The organism is Brachybacterium atlanticum, from assembly GCF_025669985.1.
GTDB classification, from domain to species: Bacteria; Actinomycetota; Actinomycetes; order Actinomycetales; family Dermabacteraceae; genus Brachybacterium; species Brachybacterium conglomeratum.
In genome coordinates this window covers 1-26,456 of the sequence record NZ_JAKJJW010000019.1, presented here as the reverse complement: position 1 = coordinate 26,456, position 26,456 = coordinate 1, and the positions used below count along the sequence as shown (strand labels likewise).

27 protein-coding genes are annotated in these 26,456 nt (G+C 72.8%); 13 read left to right on the top strand and 14 right to left on the bottom strand.

Translation table 11 applies throughout. From position 1 onward, the window contains the following. Window positions 1–79 precede the first annotated feature (79 nt). Together L3K22_RS10560 and L3K22_RS10555 are read right to left on the bottom strand one after the other, a co-directional pair. Window positions 80–550, bottom strand: coding sequence for a hypothetical protein (locus L3K22_RS10560; RefSeq protein ID WP_263311349.1), 471 nt, complete (start codon window positions 548–550; stop codon window positions 80–82). Between the two features lie 99 nt (window positions 551–649). Further along, window positions 650–1,777 (bottom strand): YihY/virulence factor BrkB family protein, encoded by a 1,128-nt coding sequence (locus tag L3K22_RS10555; RefSeq protein WP_263311348.1) that lies wholly within the window; start codon window positions 1,775–1,777, stop codon window positions 650–652. 471 nt (window positions 1,778–2,248) lie between these two features. Here L3K22_RS10555 and L3K22_RS10550 point away from each other — a divergent pair, with 471 nt between their 5' ends. The 5 genes from L3K22_RS10550 (at window position 2,249) to L3K22_RS10530 (ending at window position 4,639) form a co-directional block, all read left to right on the top strand. Then, entirely contained in the window at window positions 2,249–2,599 is a 351-nt protein-coding gene (locus tag L3K22_RS10550; protein ID WP_263311347.1) for a phage holin family protein, read from the top strand. Between the two features lies 1 nt (window position 2,600). Continuing rightward, entirely contained in the window at window positions 2,601–2,984 is a 384-nt protein-coding gene (locus tag L3K22_RS10545) for a DUF3618 domain-containing protein (protein WP_263311346.1), read from the top strand. 58 nt (window positions 2,985–3,042) lie between these two features. Then, window positions 3,043–3,339 (top strand): DUF4235 domain-containing protein, encoded by a 297-nt coding sequence (locus L3K22_RS10540; protein WP_133675551.1) that lies wholly within the window; start codon window positions 3,043–3,045, stop codon window positions 3,337–3,339. 50 nt (window positions 3,340–3,389) lie between these two features. Further along, window positions 3,390–3,614: a hypothetical protein gene (locus tag L3K22_RS10535; RefSeq protein WP_263311345.1), complete on the top strand. Its 225-nt coding sequence runs from the start codon at window positions 3,390–3,392 to the stop codon at window positions 3,612–3,614. 176 nt (window positions 3,615–3,790) lie between these two features. After that, a complete protein-coding gene (locus L3K22_RS10530; RefSeq protein ID WP_263311344.1) occupies window positions 3,791–4,639 on the top strand; it encodes a M23 family metallopeptidase in 849 nt (282 codons plus the stop codon). Window positions 4,640–4,687: 48 nt separating this feature from the next. Here L3K22_RS10530 and L3K22_RS10525 read toward each other — a convergent pair whose 3' ends face one another. The 3 genes from L3K22_RS10525 to rfbA are packed head-to-tail and all read right to left on the bottom strand — an operon-like array spanning window position 4,688 to window position 8,012. After that, window positions 4,688–6,115 (bottom strand): sugar nucleotide-binding protein, encoded by a 1,428-nt coding sequence (locus L3K22_RS10525; protein WP_263311343.1) that lies wholly within the window; start codon window positions 6,113–6,115, stop codon window positions 4,688–4,690. Beyond that, entirely contained in the window at window positions 6,112–7,125 is a 1,014-nt protein-coding gene (gene rfbB / locus L3K22_RS10520; protein WP_263311342.1) for a dTDP-glucose 4,6-dehydratase, read from the bottom strand. The genes L3K22_RS10525 and rfbB overlap by 4 nt, the downstream gene beginning before the upstream one ends. Beyond that, window positions 7,125–8,012 carry a glucose-1-phosphate thymidylyltransferase RfbA gene (gene rfbA, locus L3K22_RS10515; RefSeq protein WP_263311341.1) on the bottom strand — a complete coding sequence of 296 codons (888 nt, stop codon included), beginning with the start codon at window positions 8,010–8,012 and terminating at the stop codon, window positions 7,125–7,127. The genes rfbB and rfbA overlap by 1 nt, the downstream gene beginning before the upstream one ends. 210 nt (window positions 8,013–8,222) lie before the next feature. Here rfbA and L3K22_RS10510 point away from each other — a divergent pair, with 210 nt between their 5' ends. Continuing rightward, a complete protein-coding gene (locus L3K22_RS10510) occupies window positions 8,223–8,942 on the top strand; it encodes a hypothetical protein (RefSeq protein ID WP_263311340.1) in 720 nt (239 codons plus the stop codon). Between the two features lie 58 nt (window positions 8,943–9,000). Here L3K22_RS10510 and L3K22_RS10505 read toward each other — a convergent pair whose 3' ends face one another. Further along, window positions 9,001–9,846 carry a polysaccharide lyase family protein gene (locus L3K22_RS10505; protein ID WP_263311339.1) on the bottom strand — a complete coding sequence of 282 codons (846 nt, stop codon included), beginning with the start codon at window positions 9,844–9,846 and terminating at the stop codon, window positions 9,001–9,003. 21 nt (window positions 9,847–9,867) lie between these two features. Beyond that, window positions 9,868–11,346: an alkaline phosphatase D family protein gene (locus tag L3K22_RS10500; protein WP_263311338.1), complete on the bottom strand. Its 1,479-nt coding sequence runs from the start codon at window positions 11,344–11,346 to the stop codon at window positions 9,868–9,870. Window positions 11,347–11,550: 204 nt separating this feature from the next. Between L3K22_RS10500 and L3K22_RS10495 the strand changes: the two genes are divergently transcribed. The 3 genes from L3K22_RS10495 to L3K22_RS10485 all read left to right on the top strand — a co-directional run bounded on the left by L3K22_RS10495 (window position 11,551) and on the right by L3K22_RS10485 (window position 13,147). Further along, the gene (locus tag L3K22_RS10495; RefSeq protein WP_263311337.1) at window positions 11,551–12,282 is read left to right on the top strand and encodes a GAF and ANTAR domain-containing protein; all 732 of its coding nucleotides are present in this window, start codon (window positions 11,551–11,553) and stop codon (window positions 12,280–12,282) included. Between the two features lie 261 nt (window positions 12,283–12,543). After that, on the top strand, window positions 12,544–12,681 hold the full coding sequence (locus L3K22_RS10490) for a hypothetical protein (protein ID WP_263311336.1): 138 nt from the start codon (window positions 12,544–12,546) through the stop codon (window positions 12,679–12,681). An 88-nt stretch (window positions 12,682–12,769) separates the two neighbouring features. Further along, window positions 12,770–13,147: a hypothetical protein gene (locus tag L3K22_RS10485; protein ID WP_263311335.1), complete on the top strand. Its 378-nt coding sequence runs from the start codon at window positions 12,770–12,772 to the stop codon at window positions 13,145–13,147. 42 nt (window positions 13,148–13,189) lie between these two features. Here L3K22_RS10485 and L3K22_RS10480 read toward each other — a convergent pair whose 3' ends face one another. After that, window positions 13,190–13,906 (bottom strand): TetR/AcrR family transcriptional regulator, encoded by a 717-nt coding sequence (locus tag L3K22_RS10480; RefSeq protein ID WP_263311334.1) that lies wholly within the window; start codon window positions 13,904–13,906, stop codon window positions 13,190–13,192. A gap of 495 nt (window positions 13,907–14,401) precedes the next feature. Here L3K22_RS10480 and L3K22_RS10475 point away from each other — a divergent pair, with 495 nt between their 5' ends. Next, a complete protein-coding gene (locus tag L3K22_RS10475; protein WP_263311333.1) occupies window positions 14,402–14,593 on the top strand; it encodes a hypothetical protein in 192 nt (63 codons plus the stop codon). Window positions 14,594–14,607: 14 nt separating this feature from the next. After that, window positions 14,608–15,384, top strand: a complete 777-nt coding sequence (locus L3K22_RS10470; RefSeq protein WP_263311332.1) for an OBAP family protein — start codon at window positions 14,608–14,610, stop codon at window positions 15,382–15,384. 32 nt (window positions 15,385–15,416) lie between these two features. Here L3K22_RS10470 and L3K22_RS10465 read toward each other — a convergent pair whose 3' ends face one another. Together L3K22_RS10465 and L3K22_RS10460 are read right to left on the bottom strand one after the other, a co-directional pair. Beyond that, window positions 15,417–16,913, bottom strand: coding sequence for a sodium:solute symporter (locus L3K22_RS10465; protein ID WP_263311331.1), 1,497 nt, complete (start codon window positions 16,911–16,913; stop codon window positions 15,417–15,419). Between the two features lie 406 nt (window positions 16,914–17,319). Further along, complete coding sequence (locus L3K22_RS10460) at window positions 17,320–19,290, bottom strand: RNA polymerase sigma factor (RefSeq protein ID WP_263311330.1); 1,971 nt, start codon at window positions 19,288–19,290, stop codon at window positions 17,320–17,322. Between the two features lie 220 nt (window positions 19,291–19,510). Here L3K22_RS10460 and L3K22_RS10455 point away from each other — a divergent pair, with 220 nt between their 5' ends. Both L3K22_RS10455 and L3K22_RS10450 read left to right on the top strand, forming a co-directional pair. Then, on the top strand, window positions 19,511–19,978 hold the full coding sequence (locus tag L3K22_RS10455; RefSeq protein WP_263311329.1) for a hypothetical protein: 468 nt from the start codon (window positions 19,511–19,513) through the stop codon (window positions 19,976–19,978). A 128-nt stretch (window positions 19,979–20,106) separates the two neighbouring features. Further along, window positions 20,107–21,261, top strand: coding sequence for an adenosine deaminase (locus L3K22_RS10450; protein ID WP_263311328.1), 1,155 nt, complete (start codon window positions 20,107–20,109; stop codon window positions 21,259–21,261). Window positions 21,262–21,342: 81 nt separating this feature from the next. Here the strand turns inward: L3K22_RS10450 and L3K22_RS10445 are convergent, their stop codons facing one another. From L3K22_RS10445 to L3K22_RS10430, 4 genes are all read right to left on the bottom strand, one after another. Continuing rightward, a complete protein-coding gene (locus L3K22_RS10445) occupies window positions 21,343–22,608 on the bottom strand; it encodes a glycosyltransferase family 4 protein (protein ID WP_263311327.1) in 1,266 nt (421 codons plus the stop codon). Window positions 22,609–22,736: 128 nt separating this feature from the next. After that, window positions 22,737–23,990 carry a GHMP family kinase ATP-binding protein gene (locus L3K22_RS10440; protein ID WP_263311326.1) on the bottom strand — a complete coding sequence of 418 codons (1,254 nt, stop codon included), beginning with the start codon at window positions 23,988–23,990 and terminating at the stop codon, window positions 22,737–22,739. Next, window positions 23,987–24,784 carry a sugar phosphate nucleotidyltransferase gene (locus L3K22_RS10435; protein WP_263311325.1) on the bottom strand — a complete coding sequence of 266 codons (798 nt, stop codon included), beginning with the start codon at window positions 24,782–24,784 and terminating at the stop codon, window positions 23,987–23,989. The genes L3K22_RS10440 and L3K22_RS10435 overlap by 4 nt, the downstream gene beginning before the upstream one ends. A 370-nt stretch (window positions 24,785–25,154) precedes the next feature. Continuing rightward, the coding region (locus tag L3K22_RS10430; RefSeq protein WP_263311324.1) for an ROK family protein at window positions 25,155–26,456 on the bottom strand (1,302 nt) is incomplete at its 5' end.

The following is a 26,456-nucleotide window of genomic DNA, read 5'->3' as shown; positions in this document are numbered from 1 at the left end:
TCCTCGATGGAGGTCGACGTCGCCTCCATCGCCACTCCCACTCCTTGCACGGGGTGCGCTTTCCTGCTCTCGGACGTCGTCACCGCACACGCGCCGAGACCCGCACTGCGGAGCCGCATGGGTTCTCGGAGATGTCCTCCACGAGTTCGAGCGAGAGCAGACGGTGGTGCCTGTAGAGATCGATGCGATCGCGAGCCGTCGTCTCTGCACCAAGGACATCGCAGACGGCCCCGTCGGTGTCGAGCAGATCGGCACGAATCCGGGCGCTGGTGATGCTGCCCTCCTCGTCCAGCGCACCCTCGGCACACCAGGCGCGACCGTCCTTGCGAGAGCCGTTGGCGATGGTGCAGGTGGTCAAGTGAAGGGATGCGAGTGCTCGCACTTCGTCATCGGCATCACCCAACGGCATCTGCGCCACCAGGACTGCCTCGTCGGAGCCGTCCGCGAGAGTGCGCGGAAGGCCTTCCTCTTCGGCGGCGAGCGCACGGCCATGCACCGGTTCCGCGTGCCAGCTGGAGCACCCCTGGGACTGACGGCGCGCATCGCGCATGAGCGCCGCGCCGCCGCGAGAGCTGACGTTCGCTCTGACATCTACGGTCTGCGCGATCTCCGTGCTGCTGCGGCGCTCTCGCACTCCGGTGCCCGCGGCTCAGGAGCGCCGGTCGGTCTCCGCGGAAGGATCGGCCGACGGGCTCGAGGGACCGGCGGCGGGGTCCTCCTGGCTGCGTCCGGCGCTCTCGCGCAGGTTCCGGCCGCGCTCGACGTCCGCCGCGTCCTTCTTCGCCTTCTTGTCGCTGGCCTTGGTGTCGCGCGGCGGCAGCTGCAGCTCCTCCTCCGCGGGTATGCCGGCCTGCAGCTCGCGGCCGCGCTCGATCTCGCTGTCCACCTCGGCACCGAACAGCAGGATCACGTTGATCAGGTAGATCCACAACAGCAGGATGATCACGCCGGCCAGCGCGCCGTAGGTGGCGTCATAGCTGCCGAAGTTCGAGACGTAGAGGAAGAAGCCGACGCTCGCGAGCACGGCGACGGCGATCGCGATCAGCGCACCGAGGCTGATCCAGCGGAACCGGGGCTGCTGCACGTTGGGCGTCGCGTAGTAGAGCAGCGCCACCACCAGCACCACGATCGCGGCCAGCACGAACCACTTCGCGATGTTCCACACCGTCACGGCGACCGAGCCCAGGCCGATGGCGCTGCCCACGGCCTCGGCGACGGGCCCGGAGAGCACAAAGATCAGCAGACCCACCGCACCGAGGATCAGGAACAGCGCGGTCAGCAGGTACATCTGCAGGTTGAGTGTGATCGCCCCGCGCCCCTCGGGCACGTCGTGGATGATGTTCATCGCGCGGCCGAAGGCCTTGGTGTAGGTCGAGGCCGACCACAGCGCCGTGATCAGGCCGATGATCAGGCCGAGCCCGGCGGCGGGCGCGGTGAGGATCGATTCGAGCGCGGGGCGCACCGTCTCCCAGGCGTCGGGCGGCACGATGCCCTCTGCCTGGTCGAGCACCGAGGTGACCGACTGCTCGTCCTGCCCGAAGAGGCTGAGGATCGACACCAGCGCGATCAGGGCGGGGAAGATCGACAGGACAGCGCGGTAGGTCAGACCCGCGGCGAGGTCGGTGCAGGCGTCGGCCGAGAACTCTCGGATGGTGGTGCGCAGCACGTACTTCCATGAGGGTGCGGTCACCTCCGTCGGCGAGTCCGGCTTGCGGGGATCCTCCGGGTCGGGTGCGTCGGCGGGGTGGGCGTCGGGCTCGGTGCTCTTCGCGGTCATGCTCGCTCCTCTTTGCTGCTCGCGAGCGCGGGCCGAGCCCTGGCGGGACCCGCACAGGCCCCTCGAGGCCCGCAGCGGGGCGCCCGCACTCCTGAAACGATCAGACCACGCGATCGGCGCTGCGGGCACGTCCTGGGCGACGCCACGGCGTGCAAGCGAGCGCACCCGCTGGTGGGGCGCGGTGCGACCACCGTGACCGTCCGGTCGGGTTCCTTCACAAGATGCCTGCGTTCGCCGCAGCGTCGCAGGTGAGCGCCGGATGGTGTGGATCCCTGCGGCCCGTCCCGGCCCGCTCCCGGCTGAGCGGACCGTGACGTCCCTAAGCTGTGGCCAGTACCACGGACGGGCCGGGCGCGCCTCGCCCCGGCCCCCCACCGCGGCCCCCGCTCCGGGCGGGCGCCGCGGACACTGCGAAGGGAGCACGTTGTGACCACCTCTCGACCCCCCGGGGAACCATCCGTCGCCGACCTCGTGGACCGATTGTCGGAGCAGACCGCACGACTGGTGCGGGACGAGCTGAAGCTCGCCCGCGCCGAGTACACCGAGAAGGCCAAGCAGGGCGGGACCGCCGCCGGACTGTTCGGCGCAGGCGCGATCCTCGCCTGGTTCGGCGTCGGCACGCTCCTGGCCACGCTGATCCTGGTCCTGGCGCTGTTCCTGCCGGCCTGGGCCGCGGCATTGATCGTGACCGTCGCCGTGTTCATCGCGGCGGGGATCGCCGCGCTGCTCGGCAAGAAGAAGGCCGAGGGCCTCACCCCCGCGCCGGAACGCACGGTCGAGACCGTGCGCCGCGACGCCCGAGAGATCAAGGAGCGGATCTGACATGTCCCCCGCAGCTGCCACGCCCGGCCAGGACGAGAACGCCCGCGTGAACCCCGGCGCCGGCGAACCCCGCGAACCGGCCGACGATGCGAGCCCCGACGAGATCGAGGCCGACATCGCGCGCACCCGCCGCGAGCTGGGCGAGACGGTCGAGGCCCTCTCCGACAAGCTCGACCCGAAGGCGCAGGCCGATGAGCAGATCAACCGGCTCACGCACCGCGCCCGTGAGCAGGTCGACCACGCCCGCGAGAGCGCACAGTCCACGCTCGCCCACGCCCGGCACACAGCCACCGACCCGGACAGTCCCGTCCCGGCGCTGCTCGCCGCGGTCGCCGGCGCGAGCGTGTTCGCCGCCGTCGGCCTGCTGATCACCCGTCGGCGCTGACCCGGCCCCTCCCGGCCGCACCCGCCACACTGCACTGCACTGCGCGAAGGAGCACCTCATGGCCCATCGGAAACCCACCAGCACGTCCGCGAAGATCCTCTACCGGCCCGTCGGCCTGGCGAGCGGGATCCTCAGCGGCGCCCTCTCCGGGGTGCTGTTCAAGCAGCTCTGGAAGGTCGCCTCTCCCTCACGGTCGAAGGACACCCCCAAGGCGCTCGAGTCCGAGTTCCCGCTGCGGGAGATCCTCATCGCCGCCGCGCTCCAGGGCGCGATCTACGCGACGGTCAAGGCGCTCGTGGACCGCGGCGGAGCCCGAGCCTTCGAGAAGACGTTCGGGGAATGGCCCGGCGACTGACCCGTCCGGAGACACCACCGGACCGATCGACCAGGAGACGAGGAACCGAGATGACCAGCACACCGATGCAGCACCCTGACGACGAGGCGCGCCCCCACCCGGAGGACCAGGGGGAGGAGAGCTCGTCGACGGACGAGATCGAGGACCTCGTCGACGAGCGCACCAAGAGGCTTTCCCGCGAAGAGGCCGAGCAGCACGACGACATCATCGAGGCGCAGCAGGACGAGATCGATGCGGAGGAGCGGACCGAGCCGGGAAGCGGCTACGGGCACTGACCCGTCGATCAGCGCGGCGCCGTCGGGCCGGCCGGGGGTTCGTGCCGGCTGAGCCCGACGCTGCGGGTCCAGGCGGCGAGGCCCCTCTGAGCGGTCGCGGAAGACCCGGGACGGACCAGCCCGGCAGTGCGTACTGTGGGTGCATCTCCGCCCCCCCTCACCGGCAAGGTTCCTCGATGTCCTCCGTGCTGCGACTGTCCGGGCCGGCGCTCGCGCTCGGTGCGCTCCTGATCATCGCGACGGTCTCGCTGGGGCGCGGGATCGGCCCGCTGTACCTGCTGGGCGTGGCGCTGGTGGTGCTCGGGGTCGCAGGGCAGCTCCTGCAGGGCCGCCGTCAGCACCCCGCGACGGACCGGGAGCCGATCCCGGTCGCGCTGCCCGTGGCCGGGCGGTGGCGGGGCCTGAACTCGCCCGCCTCGAAGGTCCCCTCGCACACCCACAGGCTCGGCCAGACCTTCGCCATCGACATCACCTACGAGCCCGAGGGCGCCTCGCCCCGCGCCCTGGATCCTCTGTGGGCGCCGATGCGTCGGCCCGAGGGGTTCCCGTCCTTCGGGCAGGAGGTGCTCTCCCCGTTCGACGGCGAGGTGATCGCCGTGCACGGCACGAGCCGCGACCATCTCAGCCGCCTCTCCCTGCCGGGCATCGCGTACATGGTGCTCGAGGGGTTCGTGCGTAGCCTCGGCGCGCCGAGGCACCTGCTGGGCAACCACGTCATGGTCCGCGCGGCAAGCACCGGGGCGGCCGACGGGACGGTCGCGGTGCTCGCCCATCTCCGGCGCGGCTCGCCCACGGTGCGGGCGGGCGAGCGGGTGCGGGCCGGGCAGGTGCTCGGACAGTGCGGGAACTCCGGGAACTCCTCCGATCCGCACGTCCACTTCCAGCTCATGGACGGGCCCGACATCACCACTGCGAAGGGTGTGCCGTTCACCTGGCGCTATCTCGACGAGGAGGGCGCGGTGCGGACCGGGGTGCCCACGAACGAGGAGCTGTTCACCGCAGTCGCGGAGGAGGCCGCCCGCTGATCCCCGCGCGGCGCCCGTCAGTCACGGCTCGTCGCCCATGGCGCCAGCTCAGCGGCCGATGACTCCCAGGTATGCGGCGAGCGCCTCGGCCTGGTCCCTCACGACGAAGCCCGTCGCCTCGATCTTCGCGAGGTCCAGCACCGAGCTGCGGGGGCGCGGCGCGATGGTGCCGTCGCCCTCGGCGCGCCCCTGGGCGGCGTAGTACTCGGCCGTCGGCACCGGGGTGACGCGCTGCGGGTCGTGGCCGGTCAGCGCATAGACCTGGCGCGCGATCCCGGCCCAGCTCGTCGGCTCCCCGCCGGCGCTGAGGTTGTACACCCCGGGCTCGGGCCGCACCGTGAGCAGATGCTCGATCGCGGCGGCGAGGTCGGTCGTGAACGTGAGGCGGCCGACCTGGTCGTCGACCACGCTCGGGTCGATGCCGCGCTCGGCGAGGCTCGCCATGGTCGCGATGAAGTTCTTCCCCTCCCCCACCACCCAGCTGGTGCGCAGCACGAAGTGCCCCGGCAGGGTCGCCACCAGCCGGTCGCCGGCGGCCTTGGTCTGCCCGTAGACGCCGAGCGGGGTCAGCGGCTCCGCCTCGTCATGGACCTCCGCGGTGCCGTCGAAGACGTAGTCGCTCGAGACGAGCACGAGCGTCGCGCGCTGCGCGCGGGCGGCCTCGACGAGCCGGGCGACGCCGTCGACGTTCACGGCCCAGGCCTCGGCCCGGCCTTCCGGGGTTTCGGCGGCGTCGACGGCGGTGTGCGCGGCGGCGTTGACGATCGTGCCGTACGGGGTGAAGTCGAACCCCGCGACAGATTCCTCCGACGCGATGTCGAGCCGGTCGCGGCCGACGAGGTCCACGTCGGCCCGCCCGTGCCAGCGCGCGGCGAGCGCGCGGCCCAGCTGCCCGTTCGCGCCGACGACGAGGGTGCGGCGCGGCGGGACCGGGACGACGTCCGCCAGGCGCGGATGGGCGAGGTCCTTCTCGGAGAGCTCGGCCTCCGCGAGCGGGATCGGCCAGGGGATCGCGGCGGTCTCGTCGCCGAGGTTCAGGAAGGTGTACTGCGACTGCGCGGCCGCGGACCAGTGGTCGTTGACCAGGTAGGTGTAGGCCGAGGGCGCCTCGAGGGTCTGGAAGGCGTTACCCACTCCGCGCGGCACGAAGATCGCTACCTCGGGGGTGATCTCGTGCCAGTACACGGCGCCGAAGGAGTCGCCCTCGCGCAGGTCCACCCAGGCGCCGAAGACGCGCCCGGTGGCGACGGAGATGTACTTGTCCCAGGGCTCGGCGTGGATGCCGCGGGTGACGCCGGGGGCCTGGTTGAAGGAGATGTTGTTCTGGACGGGGCCGAAGTCCGGCAGCCCGGCGGCGAGCATCTTCTCGCGCTGCCAGTTCTCCTTGAACCAGCCTCGCGCATCCCCGTGGACGGGCAGGTCCACCACCAGGAGGCCGGGGATCGGGGTCTCGTGGACGACGGGCAGCGCGGTCACTGGCCCACCTGCGCGTACTTCGCCTCGGTCGCGGCCTTCTGCGGGCGCCACCAGTCCTCGTTCTCCCGGTACCAGTCGACGGTCGCGGCGAGGCCGGCGGCGAAGTCGCGGTACGCAGGCGCCCAGCCGAGCTCCTCGCGCAGCTTGGTGGAGTCGATCGCGTAGCGCAGGTCGTGGCCGGGACGGTCGGTGACGTGGTCGAAGTCATCGGCCTCCCGCGCCATCAGCTGCAGCAGCATCTGCACGACCTCGAGGTTGTTCCTCTCCCCGTCGGCGCCGATCAAGTAGGTCTCCCCGATGCGGCCCTTCTCCAGGATCGTCAGGACCGCGGAGGAGTGGTCGTCGGCGTGGATCCAGTCGCGCACGTTCTCGCCCTTGCCGTAGAGGCGGGGGCGGATCCCGTCGATCAGGTTTGTGATCTGGCGGGGGATGAACTTCTCCACGTGCTGGCGGGGGCCGTAGTTGTTGGAGCAGTTCGAGATCGTCGCTCGCACCCCGAAGGAGCGCACCCAGGCGCGGACCAGCAGGTCGCTGCCGGCCTTCGTCGAGGAGTACGGGCTCGAGGGGTTGTACGGGGTGCTCTCCGTGAACCGTTCGGGATCATCGAGCTCGAGGTCGCCGTAGACCTCGTCAGTCGAGATGTGGTGCAGGCGCGTGCCGTGCTTCCGCGCGGCCTCGAGCAGTGTGTACGTGCCGATGAGGTTCGTCTGCAGGAACGGGCTCGGGTCGTCGAGCGAGTTGTCGTTGTGAGACTCGGCGGCGTAGTGCACGATCGCGTCACCCTCGCCGGTGAGACCAGAGGCCAGCTCGTCCACGAGCGTGGCATCGGCGATGTCGCCCTGGACCAGGCGCACCCGATCCTCGGGGAGCCCGGCGATGGAGGCCGCGGAGCCGGCGTAGGTGAGCTTGTCCAGCACGGTCACGCGCGCGTCGGTATGCGCGAGGACGTGGTGGACGAAGTTGGAGCCGATGAAGCCGGCGCCGCCGGTGACGAGCAGGTGGGGGGACATCAGCGGGAACCTCCGAGGACGCGTTCGCGGTCGAGGACGTCGAGCAGGTAGCGGCCGTAGCCGGACTTGACCAGGGGCTGCGCCCGCTCGCGCAGCTCCTCGTCGGAGAGGTGGCCCATCCGCCAGGCGACCTCCTCGGGGGAGCCGATGGACAGGCCCTGCCGCTTCTGGACGGTGGCGATGAACTCGCCGGCCGCGGCGAGGTCGTCGAAGGTGCCTGTGTCGAGCCAGGCGGTGCCGCGGGTGAGCACCTCGACCTGCAGCTGGCCGTCCTCGAGGTAGCCGCGGTTCAGGTCGGTGATCTCCAGCTCGCCGCGGGCGGAGGGCCGCAGCGCCTTCGCCCGCTCGACGACGGTGTGGTCGTAGAAGTACAGGCCCGGCACGGCGAGGTTCGAGCGGGGCGCGGCGGGCTTCTCCTCGAGGGAGAGCGCACGGCCGTCCTCGCCCATCTCCACCACGCCGTAGGAGCGCGGGTCGCTGACCCAGTAGCCGAACACCGCGGCGCCGTCGACCTCCGCGTAGCGGCGCAGCTGGGTGCCCATGCCCTGTCCGTAGAAGAGGTTGTCGCCGAGGATCAGCGCGCAGCGCTGCCCGTCCAGGAACTCCTCCCCGAGCACGAACGCCTGGGCGAGGCCGTCCGGGGAGGGCTGGACGGTGTACTCGAGCTCGATCCCGAAGCGGGAGCCGTCGCCGAGGACGCGCTGGAAGGCGGCCTGGTCCTCGGGGGTGGTGATGATCAGGATCTCCCGGATCCCCGCGAGCATCAGGGTGCTCAGCGGGTAGTAGATCATCGGCTTGTCGTAGACGGGCATCAGCTGCTTGGAGACGCCGAGCGTGAGCGGGTGCAGCCGGGAGCCCGTGCCGCCCGCGAGGATGATTCCGCGCATGTGCTCATGATGGCAGGCAAGAGGCGGAATCCTTCGTCCGTTCCGCGGGATGTGGCCGACACGGCAGGGCGGCCGCGGCAGGCGGGCGCCGACGCCTTCGAGGACGTCGTGGGGGCGCCCCGCCGGTGCATCGCCCGGGGGCTTCCCCCACCCCGGTCCGTGCAGGTCGTCCGGTCGTTCCGGTCCCCGGCACCTCATACGCTGGCCTCCATGACCTTCGCCGGCCTCCTCGCCTTCCTCGGCCTCGCCGTGGTGACGATGGACGTGCTCGGCGGCGTGCTCGCGATGGGGATGCTGCTGCGCGGCGGCACGATGCGGCACCTGCTGGCCTTCGCCGCGGGGTACGGCGCGGTCGTGGTCGCGGCGACGCTGGTGCTGCACCCGCTGCTGACCCTGCTGGGACGCTGGCTGCATCCCGTGCTGGAGTCGAACGGCGCGATCGGCGCGGTCGAGGCGGTCGTGGGCCTCGCGCTGATCGGGTTCGGCGTGCACCAGTTCCGCGCCGCCTCGCAGCCGCCCGGACCGCACGGCGCGCTCGAGGAGAGGGCCGCTCCGGCGCGTCTGGCCACCGTCCCGCTGGTCCTCGGCGGGGTGGCCTTCGCCGGGACCGCGCTGGCCGATCCGGCGTTCACGATCGCCGTCGGGATGGCGTCCCAGGAGCAGCACCTCACGCTGCGGATCGCGCTGCTGGTGGTGTGGAACCTCGTCTACCAGCTGCCGCTGGTGACGGTGGTCGTCGCCGCCGCCGTCGGCCGCCACGAGCAGGTCGTGGCGCGGCTGCTCGAGATCTTCTCCCCGCGCCGCCGGATGCTGCAGACAGTGCTGGCGACCGTGCTCGTCCTGGCCGGCCTCGCCGTGCTGGCCGACGGCGCGGTCGCCCTGCTGGGCGGGCACGTGCCGTGGCTGCGCCAGCTGATCATGCTACGGTGAGCGGGGCCGGGCGCTCGGCAGCGGAGCCGCCGCGGACGACGCCCCGCCCCGCCCGGTCTCATCCCCGCGCGAACAGCCCCAGCGCGTCCCAGGCGACCCAGCCGCCCTCGGCGAGCTCGAGCTCGATGACGTTCTGCCCCTCCTGCAGCGCGGCGGCCGGGACGGGCAGCTCGAGCAGGGCGCGGCGCAGCGGCGTGCCGGGCACGGTCGCGTCGCCCTCGCGGGAGCCGCGGGTCGCGCCGACCGGCAGCTCGAGCTCGGTGACGTGCTCGCCGTTCGCCGCGATGCGCAGCAGGCCGCCGAGGCGGGTGGTGTCCACGAGCCAGAGGGCCAGGTCGTGGTCCTCGCTCGGTGCGCTCTCGAGCGTGACGGTCCAGCGGGCGCGGTAGGCCTTGCTCCCGGCCCAGGCGTCTCCTGGGCCGGGCAGGAGGTAGGGCCAGGCCTCGCCGGGTGCGTCGGTCCCGTCCACGTACTCGATCAGCGCATCGGGGAACCGCTTGGGGATCTGCGCGTAGGAGGCGGGGGCGAGGAGGTGCTCGAGGGTGCGGCCGTCGAAGTCCCCGATGGTCGCGACCGGGGTCCCGGTCGCGGTGACCGAGGGCTCGGAGGCGGCGGTGACCGGGGCGGAGGGCTCGCCCCGCTCCCCCGCGTCGGTGACGGCGAGGACCGCGTAGGTCCAGGTCTCGCCGGCGACGTCGAGGCCGGTGTGCCGGAAGCGGGGGTAGACGGTCTTGGCCAGCAGCGCGGACTCATCGGCCGTGTCGGGGGCCGTCCCGCCGGGCAGGCCGTAGATGCGGTAGTGGTCGATCAGCGGGTCGAAGCCGAGCGAGTCCCAGGAAAGGGAGATCGCGACGAGGGCGGGCTCGGCGGCGAGGCCGGTGACGACGGCGGGGCGCGGGCTCATGGCGGTGCTCCTTCGTCCGGCTCAGGCCGGGATCAGGCGGGGCTCGCCCGCGGGGGTGGTGAAGCGGGCGGTGAGCTGCTTCGGGGCGGTGTCGTCGGCCTCGATCCAGTCGACGACGTGGAAGCTGGAGACCATCTCCTCGGGGGTGAGGCGCACGTGGACGTAGCCGCGTCGGCCGTCGTAGAGCTTCACGTGGTCGTGCCGGGTCCAGGTCTCGGGGCTGCCCGCGTCCTCGGCGCCGTCGCCGTCGGAGGCGACCGAGGTGCACACCAGCTCCACGCCCAGCCGCTCCTCGCCCGGGTCGTCGGGGTCGGCGGGGATCTCGGCGGCGACGTGCTTGTGGATGTCGCCGGTGAGCATCACCGGGTTCTGCGCCTGGGCCATCTGGGCGAGCAGACGCCGACGGGCCGCCGGGTAGCCGTCCCACATGTCGGTGCGGTCCTCGGTGATCGGGACCAGCACCACCCCGTTGGCGAGCACGTTCCAGGTCGCCTCCGAGCTCGCGAGCCGCTCCCCGACCCACTCCTCCTGCGCGGCGCCGAGGATGGTGCGGTCCTCGCGCTGCTGCTCGGCGGCGTCGGCCGGCTCCGCGTCGCGGAACTGGCGGGAGTCCAGCAGGGAGAAGCGGGCGAGGGCGCCGACGTCGAAGCCGGCGGTGATGTCGGTGTCCGGGCCCTCGGGCAGCGCGGCGACGTCCAGCGGCATGTTCTCGTAGAACGCGCGATAGGCGACCGCGATCCGGTGGGCGAAGTCCTCCTCGTCGATGCCGGTGTCGGAGAGGCGGCCGGTGTAGTTGTTCTGCACCTCGTGGTCGTCCCAGACGGCGACCGCCGCGGCGCGGGCGTGCACGGCCTGCAGGTGCGGATCGGACGTGAACAGGGCGTAGCGCAGGCGGTACTGCTCGAGCGTCTCGATCTCGACCCGATGCGCCTCGCCCACCTCGGCCCCCTGGCGCCACAGGTTCGTCTCCGTGATGCCGTACTCGTAGATGTAGTCGCCGACGAAGACGACCAGGTCGAGGTCCTCCTCCGCCGCGAGGTGGCGGTGGGCGGTGAAGTGGCCGTGGTACCAGGCCTGGCAGGAGACGAGCCCGAAGGAGAACGATTCCGGGGTCTCGCCCGCGGCGGGCAGGGTGCGGAAGCGGCCGACGGGGCTGAGCTCGCGACCCACCCGGAAGCGGTAGAAGTGCTCGGTGCCGGGCTCGAGCCCCTCGACGCGCGGGTGCACGGAGTGGGCGAGGCCGGGCTGGGCCAGCGCCCGGCCGTGGGCGACGATGCCGCGGAAGTCCTCGTCGGTCGCGACCTCCCAGCGCACCGTCACCTCCTTCAGCGGCATCCCGCCGTGGCCGTCCTCGGCCAGAGGCTCCGGGGCCAGGCGGGTCCACAGCACCGCCCCGTCGGGGCGCGGAGCGCCGCTTGCGACGCCGAGCGAGAACATCCCCTCGGTCCCCGGCGGCGGGGCGGCCTCGACCGAGGGGGCGTCGATGCCGAGCGCGATCACCCCGAGAGAACTGTCCGCAGAGAGGAATCGTCCGGCGAGCGCTGACCACTCGGCCGAAGCCGCTCAAGCCGCCCGCGCACCCTCTCGCTCCCCCTGCAGCGCCGCCCCGGGCGGGTATGCCTCGCGCGAATGTACCGTTGATGTCAAGACCGTCGGTCGCCCCGGGCCACGGCCGATCACCCGCACGGCAAGAACGGAGCCGAGATGACCGATGACGTAGTCGCGATGGATCGACAGGAGCTCCAGGATCTTCTCCTGCACAGCGACGACATCTCCGCGTTCCTCGAGGACTTCACCGCGATGCTCGCTCGGGAGATCTCAGATGGCGACGCCCCGGCGTGGTGCGCGGTGACTCTGCTGCGGAAGAGGAAGGCGAGCACCGCCGCGGCCTCCGGGCTCGAGGCGCAAGCCCTCGACGAGCTGCAGAACAGCTACACCGACGGGCCCTGCATGACGGCGATCCGGGAGGACACCGTGATCAGAGTGGGCGACGTGCGCGAGGACACGCGGTGGCCGGACTATCTCCCCGCGGCCGCGGAACAGGGCGTGCGCTCCATCCTCGGCGTCCCTTTCGACTTGGACGACGATGCCTGGGCCGGCCTGAACGTCTACTCCCCCGCACCCCACCATTTCGAGGCGGACGTGATCGCGAGCATCCAGCAGGAGGTCGACCGGGCCTCGGGCGCCCTGCGTCTCGCCATTCGCCTGGCCTCTCATCGCGAGGCCGAGCACGACCTGCACGCGGCGATGAGCTCCCACACGGTGATCAGTCTCGCGGCGGGGATCATCATGGGTCAGAACCGCTGCACCCACGCCGAGGCGATGCGCATCCTCAAGGACGCCTCCAACCACCGCAACGTCAAGCTCCGCGAGCTCGCGGACGACCTCGTCTCCTCCCTGGACCCGGACTACCTCCAGAACCACTTCCGCGCGTAGGACGGCTCCCGCGCGTGCCCGAGGGACCCGGACGGCATGCGGTTCCGGACCGGGCACCATGTCGTGGTCGACCGCACGCTCGATATCCATACGATCGGTCCAGCCCCTTCTGGCCGGGGCCCGAGCGTGCCAGGGTGGGACGAACACACCGAGATTCCGAACATCGCCTCCTCGAGGAGGTGGGCGTGATGGCGAACCACATGTACGCCGCCGGCCTCGTCTCCATCGGCCTCTCCCTCGTCCACATGGGAGAGGCCAGCGATGAAGGCCGAGGCCTCCCGCGCACAGGCCGACCAGTGGGGCCTGTTCGTCGGCGAGCGGGCACCGATCTCCTTCGCCATGGGCAGCGCGCTCAGGCTCGAGGAGCAGGGAGGCCTGCCGCACCGCGACAAGCGCTGATCGCAGGCGCTCATCGTCCCGTGCCGGAAGGCAGGCCTACCCCTCCGAACGTCCGCGCGCCTCTGGACCGGGGAGAGTGGAAGCCTTCATGACACTTCACAAGCACCAGAACTCCGAGATCTTCCCGCGCAGATGCGAGGTCCGTCGATGCACGGCACCACCGCAGACGTGGTACTCCGCCGGGAGCTTCGAGTACGAGATATGCGGCAGGCATGAACTCGAGCTGCGTGCCGGCGAACCCTACTCGGTCGACGAGGGAGAGATCCTGGTGGGTCAGGACGCCACCGGCGAGCTCCTCGCTGTCGAGGTGGATCGGACGGCGGGCAGCGTTCTGCTGCGCCTCGGCCGGTTCGGTGCGGTGAACCAGGTGGTGCGCCTCGACATGCCGTCGGGGCTGCGCTCCGCCCTCGATGCTCTCGGCGCCGACGAGAGCGCCCTCTCCGACCGCTATCGCGACGACCGCTGAGTCACGTGGTCGAGGGCAGGGCGGCCCAGGAGCACACCGCCGTCAATCGGCCGAGAGCTGCTCCTCGAGGAAGAAGATGTCCACCTGCATGGCCAGGTCCTTCAGCGGCGCATCGTCATGGGAGCGGTGCTGCAACGGCTGCACGGTCTTCTCACGAACGGCGAGGTTGAGCACCTGGGCGAACAGGGCGCGGCCCGCGAAAGCCGGATCCGTTGCGGCACGCAGGAGCCCCTGCTCGGCGAAGCTCGTGAAGCAGTCCTCCAGGATGTGCTCGTGCACCTTCCGCAGCCTCGCCATCCGGTAGCGACCGGGGTGGTCCTCGCTGACGGATTCCGCGTCCAGCGTGGCGAGCAGACGAATGGGAAGAGCAGCGGGGTGCCAGAGCTCGACCAGCCCCTGCAGCAGCGCACGCCGGCTCGCGCGCAGCTCCGGAGCGCGGTCCAAGGCGCTCTGGGCATGCTCCTCGAGCCGGTCGATCACGCCGTCGAGCAGCGCCGTCTTGCTGTCGAAATGGTGCAGCATCCCGGAGTGGGAGATACCGATGTGCTTCGAGATCTCGCGCAGGCTGGAGCCGTGATAGCCGTGGTCCGCGAACATCTCCGCCGCGCCGTCGATGATCTCCTCGCGGCGTCCTCGAGCACCGGTGCGGATCTCAGGGGGTTCCTCCCCTGCCGGTCTCGCCGACGTCGTGGCGCCCGACCCTTTCGCGATCGGCGGCGAGGCCTCCGGACTGTCGACCGTGCATCCTTGTGCAGACATCGTTCTCCTCATCTGTGGTCCCGCGGGGCCGAGGCGGCAGCCGACGACCTGGCTGCAGGCGCCGACCGCGGTCGATGTCATGACGCCGTGACTGAAGATTACTGCATATCCGTCCGGACGCATCCCGTTCTCCGCGATCACCTGCACGGACGCTCGCGACTCCCGGGGTCGATGACCGGTTGCGCCCACTCGCCGTCCACGCCGGTCCTCCCTGCGCACGTCCGACCCGGTCACGATCCGATCGGTCCGTGCCCTTCTCAGCGACCGAGTGCATGCGTAGCGTGCGAGACAGCGCACAATTCCGCGAGACCCGGCGGAGGTCGGGCCGACCGGCTCCATACCGCCCCCCCTCCGCCTCACCACCGATGTCGACGCGCTGAGGACCAGCGGACACCGCTCGGGGGCGATGCTGCTGGGCCTGCACCGGGTCTCGGGCGTCCACAACGCCCCGCCCCTGCCCGACACGACCACCCGACACCGACAGGAGTCAGCACGATGACCGAGAACCAGCACGAGCACATCGACCCGAACCCGGCCCGCCCCTCCCAGGCGGAGGGCGAGGCGCAGGACGAGGAGAAGCCCTCGAGCGGCGCCGCCGAGGAAGCCGACGCCCTCCAGAACGGCACCGAGCCCGACGATCCGAGCTCCCGCCGGCCCTCCCAGGCCGAGGGCGAGCCGAACGACTGAGGAGAGGAGGACCCATGGGCATCGGCATCCCTCACCGGCCCCCACCGCTGCGTCCCCCGGGGACCGCCAAGGGCCCGAAGTTCACCGCACTCCAGCTCGGCGCCAGAGCCCTCCAGTCCGCCGCCCCGCTGCGCGGGTTCGACGCCTACCTCGTCGGCTTCCATCCTGCGAAAGACTCGCCGGACATGCAGATGGAGGCCCATCACTACTGCAAGGTCGTCCACGACGACCTCATCCAATGCGTCCTCTTCGACGGCAACACCTCCGAGGCGAACCTGATCGGCATCGAGTACATCGTCTCGGAGTCGCTGTACGACACCCTCCCCGAGGAGGAGCGCGGGTACTGGCACCCCCACAACTACGAGATCCTCTCCGGCCAGCTGATCGCTCCGGGCCTGCCGGCGTTCGCGGAGCAGCAGCTGATGGCCGAGCTGGTGAACTCCTACGGGAAGACCTGGCACACCTGGCACACGGGACGGCATGACACGGGAGGCGGGCATCCGCTCCCCCTGGGCGACCCGATGCTGATGTGGTCGTTCAACCGCGACGGAGAGAGCGACCCCGACCTCGCCTCCGATCGCGCCCGGGTCCTGGGCCTGGACCCCGACGCGACCCGGGAGCGGCGGCAGCAGCTGCTCGACCGAGCGCATCCTCAACGCGGCGTCGACGCCCTCGCGTCCGAGTTCTCCGGCACGACCCCGATCCCCGGGGTGCGGGAGGCCGCGCCCGGGCACGGCCGCGACGAAGCACCGGACGCGTCACCGGCTCCCCGGCCCGATCGGGACGGCTGACGCCGGCGCGATCCCCGCGACGCCCATGCCCCTCACGACCGGAGGCTGCCCGCCGTCTCCGGCGACTGCGCACCCCGGTGCCGCAGCGACAGCGCGCCGCCGACCGCGAGGGAGACGAGCACGCCCAGCAGCGGGTACCACTGCCAGGCCACCCACACCTCGCCGATCACGTACTTCTCCATCACGAAGAAGAACGCATTGACCGCGACGGCGAGCACGAAGGCGATGTTCGCGTCGCCCGCCCGAGCCCGCCCGTTCACGATCCCGAGCACGAAGGCGCCCAGCAGCCCGCCGTACGTGATGCCGGCGACGCCGAGGGCGAGCACCACGATGCTGCCCTCGTCGGAGCGGAAGATCGTGGCCGGGGCGATGAAGGCCAGGCCCCAGCAGATCGTGGCCCAGCGGCCGATCCGAAGGCCCTCCGCGTCGCTGAGCGGGGTGCGACGCAGCTTCGCGACCACGTCGGTGACGGTCGAGGAGCTCAGCGCGGACAGCGAGGAGGACAGGGTCGACATCGCGGCGGCGAGGATCCCCGCCAGCAGCAGCCCGGACAGCCCCGTCGGCATCGCCTCGACGATGAACAGCGGGAAGATCTCGTCGTCGCGGGTCAGGCCCAGCTCCGCCGGGGCGGTGCCGCCGTACCAGCCCCACAGTGCGAGTCCCACCAGCAGGAAGACCCCGAACTGCACGGTGACGATCACGCCGGAGACGATGATCGCCTTCTGCGCCTCGGCCTTCGAGCGGCAGGCGAGCAGGCGCTGGACGACCAGCTGGTCCGAGCCGTGGGAGGCCATCGCGAACACCGCGCCGCCGAGCACCGAGACCAGGAAGGTGTCATCGCCGCTGAGCGGGCTGCCGGACCACACGAGGACCTGGGTCTTCCCGACCTCGGCCGCCTCGCCCAGCCATCCGGTGCCGATCGAGGAGACGACGACCGCGATCGCAATCAGCCCGCCGACCACGTAGAGCAGCATCTGCACCACGTCCACCCACACCACGGCCGTGATACCGCCGATGAAGGTGTAGAGGATCGTGACCACGGAGAGGATCACCGTGATCGCGAAGTACGAGAGGTCCACGCCCAGCCCGTCGAGGATCACCTTCAGCGGGATCACCGCGGCGAGCACCCGGATCCCGTCGGCCATCAGACGGGTGATCAGGAAGGTGACCCCCGCGGTGGTCTGGGTGCTCGTCCCGAACCGCTTGCCCAGGTAGGCGTAGGCGGTGACCATCTCGCCGTCGTAGTAGCGTGGCAGCATGAAGAAGGCGACCACCACCCTGCCCAGGATGTAGCCGAGCCCGAGCTGCAGGTACGAGAGGCTGCCCAGGTAGCTCATCACCGGGATCCCGATGACGGTCAGGGCGCTGGTCTCGGTGGCGACGACGGACAGGCACACCGCCCACCACGGCAGATCCCTCCCGCCCAGGAAGTAGTCCTTCAGCCCGGTCTGCTTCCCGCTCAGCTTCAGGCCGAGCCAGGCGGTGGCGGCCAGATAGGCCGCGATCACCAGCAGGTCGATCGTCTGCATGTCCGCTCTCCTTCGAGGTCCGCTGTCGACGGCGGCCCCGCGGTGTCGGGCGGTCGGCGGACGATCCGTCGGCGCGAACGACGCGGGACACGGCCGTCTATTGGTTCACACCCGGGCCGACGGGGCAAGCCCGGGACGATGCCGGGTCCGCGGCCCCCGACGGCCGAGCGCCCGGCTACTGTCCGACGGGCACCCGGCCTCACGCGGCGGGGCACCCCTGCCCTCCTGAGCTCGCCGTCCTCGACATCACCGCCGACGGACTCGTCCGCACCCGCCCCCGGCGTCACCGAGGACGAGGTCCGTGAGGTCACCCAGCCGTTGTCCATCCTCCGCCTCGCCGGCTGAAGGCCGCCGCGCGCCCGGACCGGTCCTTCGCACGGGCTCGACCGACGGGGCCGGACGCGGCTCAGCCCTCCACGCGCGCCTCACCGCCGCCGGTCTCCCCGCCGCCGTCGCTGGGCGGCGGGGAGTCGCTGGGCGGCGTGGTCGGGAGCGGTATCAGCACTCCCGGGCCCTGGGACGCCGGCGGCAGCATGGGCCCGGGACGGGGCTCCTGCTGCGGCGGCATCGGCCTGATGATGATCTGCCCGCGGCTGCCGCCGGTGCCACCCCCGGAGCCGTCCTGGACGGTAGTGCCCTCCGCCGAGGTGCCGCCGCCGGGCCCGCCGGCGGCGCCCTCGCCGACCACGATCTCGGGGTCCGTGTCCCCGGGCGGGAGGGTCGGCCGGGGCAGGCCCGGCAGCGGGACCTGCGCGGGACGATCCGGCGGGGTGGGGCGGGTCTCCGGGTCCTTCTCCGGGTCGTCCGTCGTGCCGCCGCCCGTCGGGGAGCCGTCCGTAGGCGTCTCGCCGCTCGAGGAACCGTCCATCGGGGCATCGCCGGTCGGCGGCTCACCGGTCGTGGGGTCGCTCGTCGGAGTGCCGCCCGTCGCGGAGCCCCCGGTCGGGCCGTCACCGTCGGCGGCGTCCGGGGAATCGGTCGCGCCCGCCGCACCGTCCTCGCGCGCATCGCCCGTCGGGGCCTGCGGCACGTCGGGGTCGCCGGTCTCCTGCCCCGCCCCGGACGGTGCGAGACCGGTCGGCGAGTCGGGCAGGGCGGGATCCTCGCCAGCGGTCCCGGCCGCGGTCGTCGTGGCGCCTGCCTGGTCCTCGCCGACCGCAGGGACCTGCACCGGGGTCGTGGTGCCGTCGGCCGTGGCGGGCGTTGCCCCCGCCGTTCCCGTGCCACCCTGGGAGGACGGGGAGGCGGTCGTCACGGCATCGTCCTGCGCCTGGCCGGCCGCGGCCCCCTCGCCGTCCTCGGGCTCAGCCTCGTCGGTCCAGGTCGCCGCGGTGCCCAGCACCGGGCCGCTCACGCTCGTAAGGTCCAGCAGCACCATGCCGCCGCCGACCGCGGCGGCGATGGCCCCGGCGGTCGCGAGCGCTCCCGCGTGGGCGGAGACCGCGGACCGGAGAGCGCCGAGACCGCCGCCCCCGGCCCCGACCGGCTCGAGGGCGCGCAGCGCGGTGCGCGGTGCGGGCGTGCCGTCGGCCGCGGGGCCGACGGCGGTCACGTCGGAGGTGAGGTGCTCGAGCAGCAGCGGAGAGCCGAGCACCACCGGCAGCAGCACCGAGCGCATCTGCACGGCGAGGCCGCGCAGCTCCTCACGCGCGGCGGCGCAGCGCGGGCAGGCCGCGAGATGCCGCTCGACGCCCCCGGCCCGGGCGCGCGTGAGACGACCGCGCTCGAGGTCGTCGAGATCCCGGGCGGTGCTGCGGCAGAGCGGGGACGCGTCGGCGGTGTCGAGATGGGCCTCGAGCCAGGCGGCGCGCAGCCCCTCGCGCGCCCGGCGCGAGAGCTGGGAGATCGCGTTCGGGCTGCGACCCAGCTGCGAAGCGAGGGCGCGGGGCGTCTCCCCCTCGACCTCGGTCAGCCACAGGATCCGCTGCCAGGTCTCGGGCAGGCGGGCGAAGGCGATGCGGACCAGCTGGCGGTTCAGCAGCTCGTCCACGCCGTCGGAGGAGACGAGGCGGCCCGGCGCGGCGCGCTCGAGGTCCTCGACCGCGTCCTCGTGGGCGCGGCGACCGCGGTCCACGGCCTCGTGGCGCACCACCCGCATGAGATAGGGCGCGAAGCCGCGGCGCGGGCCCGCTCCTCGCAGGATCGACTTGAGGATCTTCAAGAACGCCTCCTGCGCGACGTCGTCGGGGTCGTGATGACCGGGGAGGCTCCGCGCCAGGCGCAGCGCCTCGTGATGATGGCGGTGGTACAGCTCCGCATAGGCGCCCGTGTCGCCTGCGCGCACGGCGTCGAGCAGGGCGTCCTCGGAGAGCGCCTCGGAGGCGCCGCCGCGGCGGCGAGGACCAGGCTCCGACTCCGACTCCGACTCCGTCATCATTCGGCCCTTCCCTTCTCGGAGCCGCGACGTGCGGCTCCACCGGTGACGTCGCCGACGACCCTCGCTGAGGACCACGGACGACTTGTCCCAGTATGTCCTCTTTGTGTAGAAGATCACCAGTTGGTCACGAATCCGGCGACGCGCGTCATGAACCGGGTGCCGGCGCGTGGAATGGCCGGGCGCCCACCGGGGGCGCCCGGCCCTGAACCTGCGGAGAGTCATGAGCAATATCGAGCTGACGGATGTCGACGGGGACGCCCTGACGATCTACATCCGCGACGAGTCGACGTGGATCACGTGCACCAGCGGCGCCGAGGAGGTGACCGTCGGCCCCTTCCCCACCCATGTGGTGCGGGCCGTCGTGGACCGCGGCTTCGAGGTCGAGGGCGGGACCCTCTCCGCCCTGGTCCGCCGCACCTCGCAGGCGGGCATGCGCCTGACCGACGAGATGCGTGAGAGGGCCTGGGAGGCCTTCGCCCAGGAGAACGGCCTGCCTGGCGAAGCGGATCCCGCGACCCGCGAGGCGCTGGACCGGGCGCTCGAGGCCGCGCTCGCACCGCCGGTCCGCACCCCGGCGGCGGAGGCGCTGGTCGGCGACCTGCGCCGCGCCGCCGTCACGATCACGGACGTCGAGGGCCTCGCCGATCACCTGATGGCGAACGGCTACCGCAAGGGCGCCGCCTCCTGACGGGCGATTCCGCACCGGAGCGTCGACCCGGCCTCTGGATGGGGATCCGCCGGGGTCGCCGGGAAGGGCCGGCCGGGCCGCCACAGGGGTCCGGCGGGCCCGCTCCCCGCGCCGCGTATCCTGCGGGGATGCCGCTGCCCCGTGACCTCGTCCGCTCCCTGCCCAAGGTCGTCCTGCACGACCACCTCGACGGCGGGCTGCGCCCCGCGACCGTGATCGACCTGTGCCGCGAGCTGGGGATCGACCCGCCGGGCGCGGGCGCGCAGCAGGTCACCGAGCAGCAGGTCCCCGGTGAGCAGGTCACCGAGCAGCAGGTCGCGGACTGGTTCCACGACGCCGCGGACTCCGGCTCGCTGCCCGAGTACCTCTCGACCTTCGAGCGCACCGTCGCGCTCATGCAGTCCGCGGCGCACCTGCGCCGGATCGCGCGCGAGTTCGTGGAGGACATGGCGGCCGACGGGGTCGTGTACGCGGAGACCCGCTGGGCGCCGCACCAGCACACGGAGGGCGGACTGTCCCTCGACGAGGCGGTCCAGGCCGTGCAGGACGGGCTCGACGAGGGCGTCGCCGCGGTCGAGGCCCGCGGCGGCCGGATCGTGGTCGGCCAGCTGCTGTGCTACCTGCGCCATCTCGAGCCGAGCGACGACCTGGTGGAGATCGCGCTCGCGCGGCGCGCCGACGGCGCGCACCCCGGGGCACCAGTCGCCTCCGCGGGAGTGGTGGGGCTGGACCTCGCCGGCCCCGAGGCCGGCTTCCCCGCCTCCCGCTTCCGCGCGCAGTTCGCTCGCGCCCGGGCCGAGGGGCTGCGCGTCACCCTCCACGCCGGGGAGGGCGACGGCCCCGCCTCGATCGCCGACGCGCTGGAGACCGGTGCCGAGCGGCTCGGCCACGGGGTGCGTCTGGTCGAGGACCTCGACGCCGACGGCGGCGACGCCCTCGGCCCCGTCGCCGAGCGCGTCCACCGGGAACGGATCTGCCTGGAGGTGTGCCCGAGCTCGAACCTGCAGACCGGGATCGCCCGGACGATCGCGGAGCATCCCGTCGGCCGCCTCCACGCGGCCGGCTTCGCGCTCGCGCTCAGCAGCGACAACCGGCTGATGAGCCGCACCGGGACCACCCGTGAGACGGCGCTGGTCGCGGAGGCGCTGGACTGGGGCGTCGACGAGCTCGAGCAGGTCGCGCTCACCGCGCTCGACAGCGGCTTCGCCCCGACGGCTCAGCGGGAGGCGCTGCGCGAGGAGGTCCTGCGTCCCGCCAACGCGGCGGCGCGGCGAGCGGGCTGACCGGACCGCATCAGTCCGCGACCACCTCGCGCAGGATCTCCAGATAGGTGCGTGCGAGCCCGTCGTCATCGGCATGCTCGCTCACCCAGTCCCGCTCGCCCGCACCGCGGTGCGGGAGCGGTCCGCGGCAAGTCCGCGCCACAGCTCCACCAACGCCGCCACGTCCTCGGGCGGCAGGACGTCACCGGCCCCGGAATCGCGGACGATGTCCGCGGCCTCCCCCTCCAGAAGCGCGGTGACATGGCGGCCGGTCGCGAGGATCTCGTACAGCTTCGAGGGGACGGTCCAGGCGAACGGCGCCCACGACCGCAGCGACACCACGACCGAGTCCGCCCAGGCGTACTGCGCGCCGACCTCGCGGTGCGGGATCCGAGGCAGCACCTCGACCGGGGCCTCCAGCTCTCGGGCGAGTGCTGCGAGCGCGGGAGCGGCCACCCCGTGCCCTACCAGACGCACTCTCAGCGAAACGCCCTCGCGCGCGAGCACCGCCGCCGCCCGGACCACGGTCTCGAGCCCCTGGGAGCGGCCCATGTTCCCCAGGTACAGGCAGCGCAGCTCGGCGTGGTCGCCGGGGGAATGGTCCCGCTGGGCCCGGACGCGCGAGAGCTCGGTGCCGTTGCGGACCACGTGGACAGTCGAGACCCCGCGCTCGCGCAGCACCTCAGCGAAGCGGGAGGTGGTGGTGACCACCGCATACGCCTCGGTCTGCCAGTCGGTGACCTGACGGTGCACTACCCGCTTGGCGAGCGCCACGGCGCTGCTGCGCAGACGACCGAGGGAGATGACGCGGGCCGCTCCCTCACGCCGTCCCGGCCGCTCTCCGGCGTCGCCGGCGGCGCGGACAGCGGCCACGACCGCCCCGGGCACGACCCGCTCAGCACCGCCGACCTGCGTGACCAGGTCCGGCCAGGCGTCGCGCATTTCCACCACCAGCGGCACACCCCACCGTGCGGACAGCAGTCTCCCGACGAGGAGGGTGGGGATCGCGGGGGCGGTCGCGACGATGACCTCCGGCCGGTCCTCCGGGCGGCCGAAGCGTCGACGCAGACGGCACAGAGCATCGAGGGCGGCGACCAGGTGGTCCGCGGTGCGGGTCCCGATGTCGCCTCGATGCGGCAGGTAGGCGGTGCGCAGCACGGTCTCGCCGTGCGCGCCGTGCTCCGCTCCGCCGACCCGGTGGTCACGCCGCTGCTCGACCGTCGGGCGACCGGAGGGATAGTGCGGGACGGGGGCGGCGACCGTGACGCGATGACCCGCTGCGATGAAGCGGCTGACCAGCGCGGACCAGCGGCGCTGGGGAGCCCCGTACTCGGGGGCGTAGTAATGGGTCAGGACCAGGATCCTCATCCCGCTCCTGCACCTCGGAGCTCTCCGCGCACAGCCACGACCACGGAGTCTACTCATCGTTCGGGCAGCCTCTGCGTCGGCACCCCGTCGGGCGCCCGGCTCAGCCCGCTCGTCCCGCCGAGACCGACTCAGCCCGCGACCGGCTCGACTCGTCGACCGGGAGCACCGGGCCGCGTGACCAGCGCGCTCGCCGCCGATGGGGCCGTGCCCGCAGCGCGGTAGCGGTCCATCCAGTCCGCGGCGAAGCCGCCTGCGTCGGCCGTGGGGACGAGCGCCCAGACGCTCCCGCCGAAGCCGGCGCCGAAGGAGGAGGCGGCCCGGGCGCCGAGCGCGGTCGCGTGCCGGACCAGGGCGATCGTCTCGGGGACCTGGTTCCCGAGGTGGGTCACGGCGAGGCGCTGGGAGACGTCGACCGCGGCCGCGAAGGCGTCGAGGTCGCCGCCGCGCAGGGCGCGATGGGCGCGGGGCACGAGCACCGCGGACTCGAGCAGGAACTGGTCCAGCCGGTCCCGCTCGGCGCCCTCGGGGGCCAGGCGGCGCAGCGGCTCCCAGCGGGTCTCGTCCTCGGCGAGCGGGGCGGCGAGGTCCGCCCCCACCAGGGAGCGCAGCGCCCCCTGCAGCGAGTCGTCGGCCCGGCCGGTCTCCCGGTTCCAGCGCTCGAGGATCTGCCCGAGCAGGGCGGGGCCGCGGTTGTAGGAGGCCTGGGCAGTGCCGGTCTTCTCGGCGAGCACGCCGGAGACGGCGACGACGAAGGACCAGCCCTCCGGCAGGGCGACCTGGTCGAGGATCTGCATCGGGTCGAACTCGGCGTAGGAGATCATGCCGTCGTGGCCTGCGAGCATGCCGGTGTGGTCCAGCGAGCCGCCGCTGGTGCCGACGCCGGGCCGTCCGGCGAGGGCCCCGAAGGTCTTCCCGTTCTCGATCGAGGCGGCGTAGCCGGCCAGCGCCACCCGGTCGGGGATCTGGGAGGTCCAGGCCTCGGTGGCGGGCAGGTCCGCGAGGTCGGCGAGCGCGAGCGCGGTGCCGGTCAGCAGCGCGGAGGAGCTGGACATGCCGGAGGCGTGTGGGAGGTCCGAGGTGATCGTGAGCCGCGCAGCGGGCAGCGGGCCGAAGTTCGCCCCCAGCCGCTCGATCACGGTGTGGACGTAGCGGCCCCAGTGCCCGGCTGGCAGGTCCGGGGCGGTGCCGGCGGCGAGGTGGAGAGTGCCCGGGTAGGCGTCGGTGCTCGCCCGGAGGGTTCCCGTCGACCCGTCGACCCGCTCGGCGTGCACGGTGACGCCGCGGTCCACGGCGCAGACCAGCACGCGGCCGCCGCCGTAGTCGGTGTGCTTGCCGAGCACCTCGATGCGGCCGGGCATGGTCCAGCGCGCCGCTGCGCTCACAGGGCGACCTCGACGCCGGCCAGGCGGCGCTCGACCTCGTCGATGTCGTCGCGGCGCGAGAGGTCCAGGACCCCGCCCGCGAAGGGCAGCACGCGCACATCGGGCAGCGCGCGGACGGCATCGACGATCTCGAGCTCCCCGCGCGCCGAGGGCTCGATCGAGGCGCAGGCCTCGAAGATCTCCGGCTGGAAGGCGAAGGCGTTCATGCTGACCAGCGCGTCGGGGCCGGCGGCGGCGAGCTGCTCGGCCGTCGGCTTCTCGAGGATCCGCCGCAGCGCGCCGTCCTCGTGCTCGACGATCGCGAAGGCCGCGACCCGGTCGGCGGCGATGTTGGAGTGCTCCACGAGCGCGGTCCGCTCGAAGCCGAGCAGGGTGGTGCGCTCCTGCTCGAGCAGGGCCGCGATCCCGTCGCGGGGGTAGAGGTTGTCGCCGTTGACCATCACGAAGGGGCGCTCGCCCACGGCCTCGCGGGCGGAGGCGACGGCGTCGGCCGTGCCGCGGGGCTCCGCCTGGACGGCGAAGCCGATCTCGAGCCGGCGCGGCGCGAGCTGCCGGGCGTGGCGGGCGAACTCCTCGTGCTCCGGGGCGACCACCAGCACGGCGCGACGGATGCCGACGTCGGCCAGGGCCGAGAGGGAGTAGTCGATCAGGCGGTGGGAGCCGATGGGCATCAGGGCCTTGTGGCCGGAGGCGGCGGCCGCGGCCTGCTCCGGGGTGAGGGCGCCGGCGCCCTCCTTGCGCATGCGGGAGCCGAGCCCCCGGGCCAGGACCACTGCGGTGTCGATCATCGTCATGCCCCCAGACGGTAGTGGTCGGCGACGGTGCGGGAGGCCGAGCTGCTCGATGATCGCGTCGAGAGACCAGGTGAACCAGGACTGCTGGGTGACGAGCTCCGAGCCGCGCCCTCCTCGGAGCGCCGAACGTTCACGCTGCGAACAAAATAGGCCCGCGCGGCCGACGCGTCAACCGCGGGAGCTGGGCGGGCCGCCCTACGGACGGGTCGCGCACCGGCTTGGCCGCACGTCGGCCGGGCCGCTCGCCAGCTGGGCCACCCGCCGGCAGGAGCGCCCGGCCGCCCAGTTTTGTACCGCCACGACTCATGTGGGAGCCCGGATGAGTCGTCAGGGCAGCAAAACCTGCTGCCGGCTCCCGCGCGACGGGGGTTCAGCGGGAGGCGCCGGCGGGGAGGATCGGGGCGAGGAGCGGGTCCGCGAGCACCCGCTCGAGGGCCATGTCGGCGCCGCCGATCGCCGCCGCGTCGAGGCCGAGCGCGGAGGCGCTCACCTCCACCCGTCCGTCCGGGGTGAGCAGCCGCGCGTCCAGCGCCTCCTGCACCGGCTGCACGAGCACGTCGGCGAAGGCGCCGAAGAAGCCGCCCAGCACGATGGCCTGCGGGTTCAGCACGTCGACGAGCACCCCGGCCCCGCGCGCGAGATCGCCCGGCAGGGCCCGGAAGCGCTGCACGAGGCGCTCGTCCCCGGCGTCGAGCAGGTCGCGGAGCCGGCGGAGCCGCTCCTGCAGGGGCAGGTGACCCGACCGCGCGGGATCGTCGGGGTCCAGCACGGCCAGCACGGTGTCGAAGCCGACGAGGGTCTCCCAGCAGCCGCGCCGCCCGCACCGGCACGGCACCCCGGCGGGGTCCAGGCCGATGTGGCCCACCTCGCCGGAGAACCCGGACCAGCCGCGGATCAGCCGTCCGTCGGCGATGATGCCGGCGCCCACGCCGATGTCGCCGATGAGATAGACGAGGTCGGTGATCCCCTGTCGGGCCAGGCGCGGTGCCTCGGCGAGCGCGGAGAGCTTGGCGTCGTTCTCGATCGAGAGCGGCGGCATGTCGGGGCCGAGGCGCCTCGCGAGCTCCTCGCCGAGGGGGACACCGGACCAGCCGAGGTTCGAGGCGAAGCGGACGGTCGCGCCCGCGTAGTCCACGGGACCGGGCGGGGAGATGGTGGCCCCGGCGACCCAGAGGCCCTGCCCGGCGGCGGCCTCGAGCGTCTCGCGCAGCTGCTGCGCGACGAGGTCCAGGACGGGGGCGACCGGGTGGGAGCGGCCGTCCTGGCCGTCCACCACGGGCATCGGCACGGAGGAGCGGAAGCGCACCTGGCCGCCGAGGTCCTGCAGGCTCACCGCGAGATGGTCGACGTTGAGCTCGAGGCCGATGCCGGCGACGTGGCCGGGGTCGATGCGCACCTCGGTGCCGGGTCGTCCCACGGTGCCGCGTCGCTCGACCTGCCCTTCCTGGACCAGTCCGCGCTCGGCGAGGTCGCCGATCAGCGAGGTGACCGAGGCCTTGGACAGCCCGGTCTCCTGGGCGAGGGTGGCGCGGGAGCGGCCGCCGTGGGAGTGGAGGTGGCGCAGCAGCAGGCTCAGGTTCGCCGAGCGCATCGCGGCGTGCCCCACTGGGGCGGCGCGACCGGCCGAGGCGGCCGGCCCGGGCGAGGCGGCGGCGCCGGCCGAGGCGGCGGC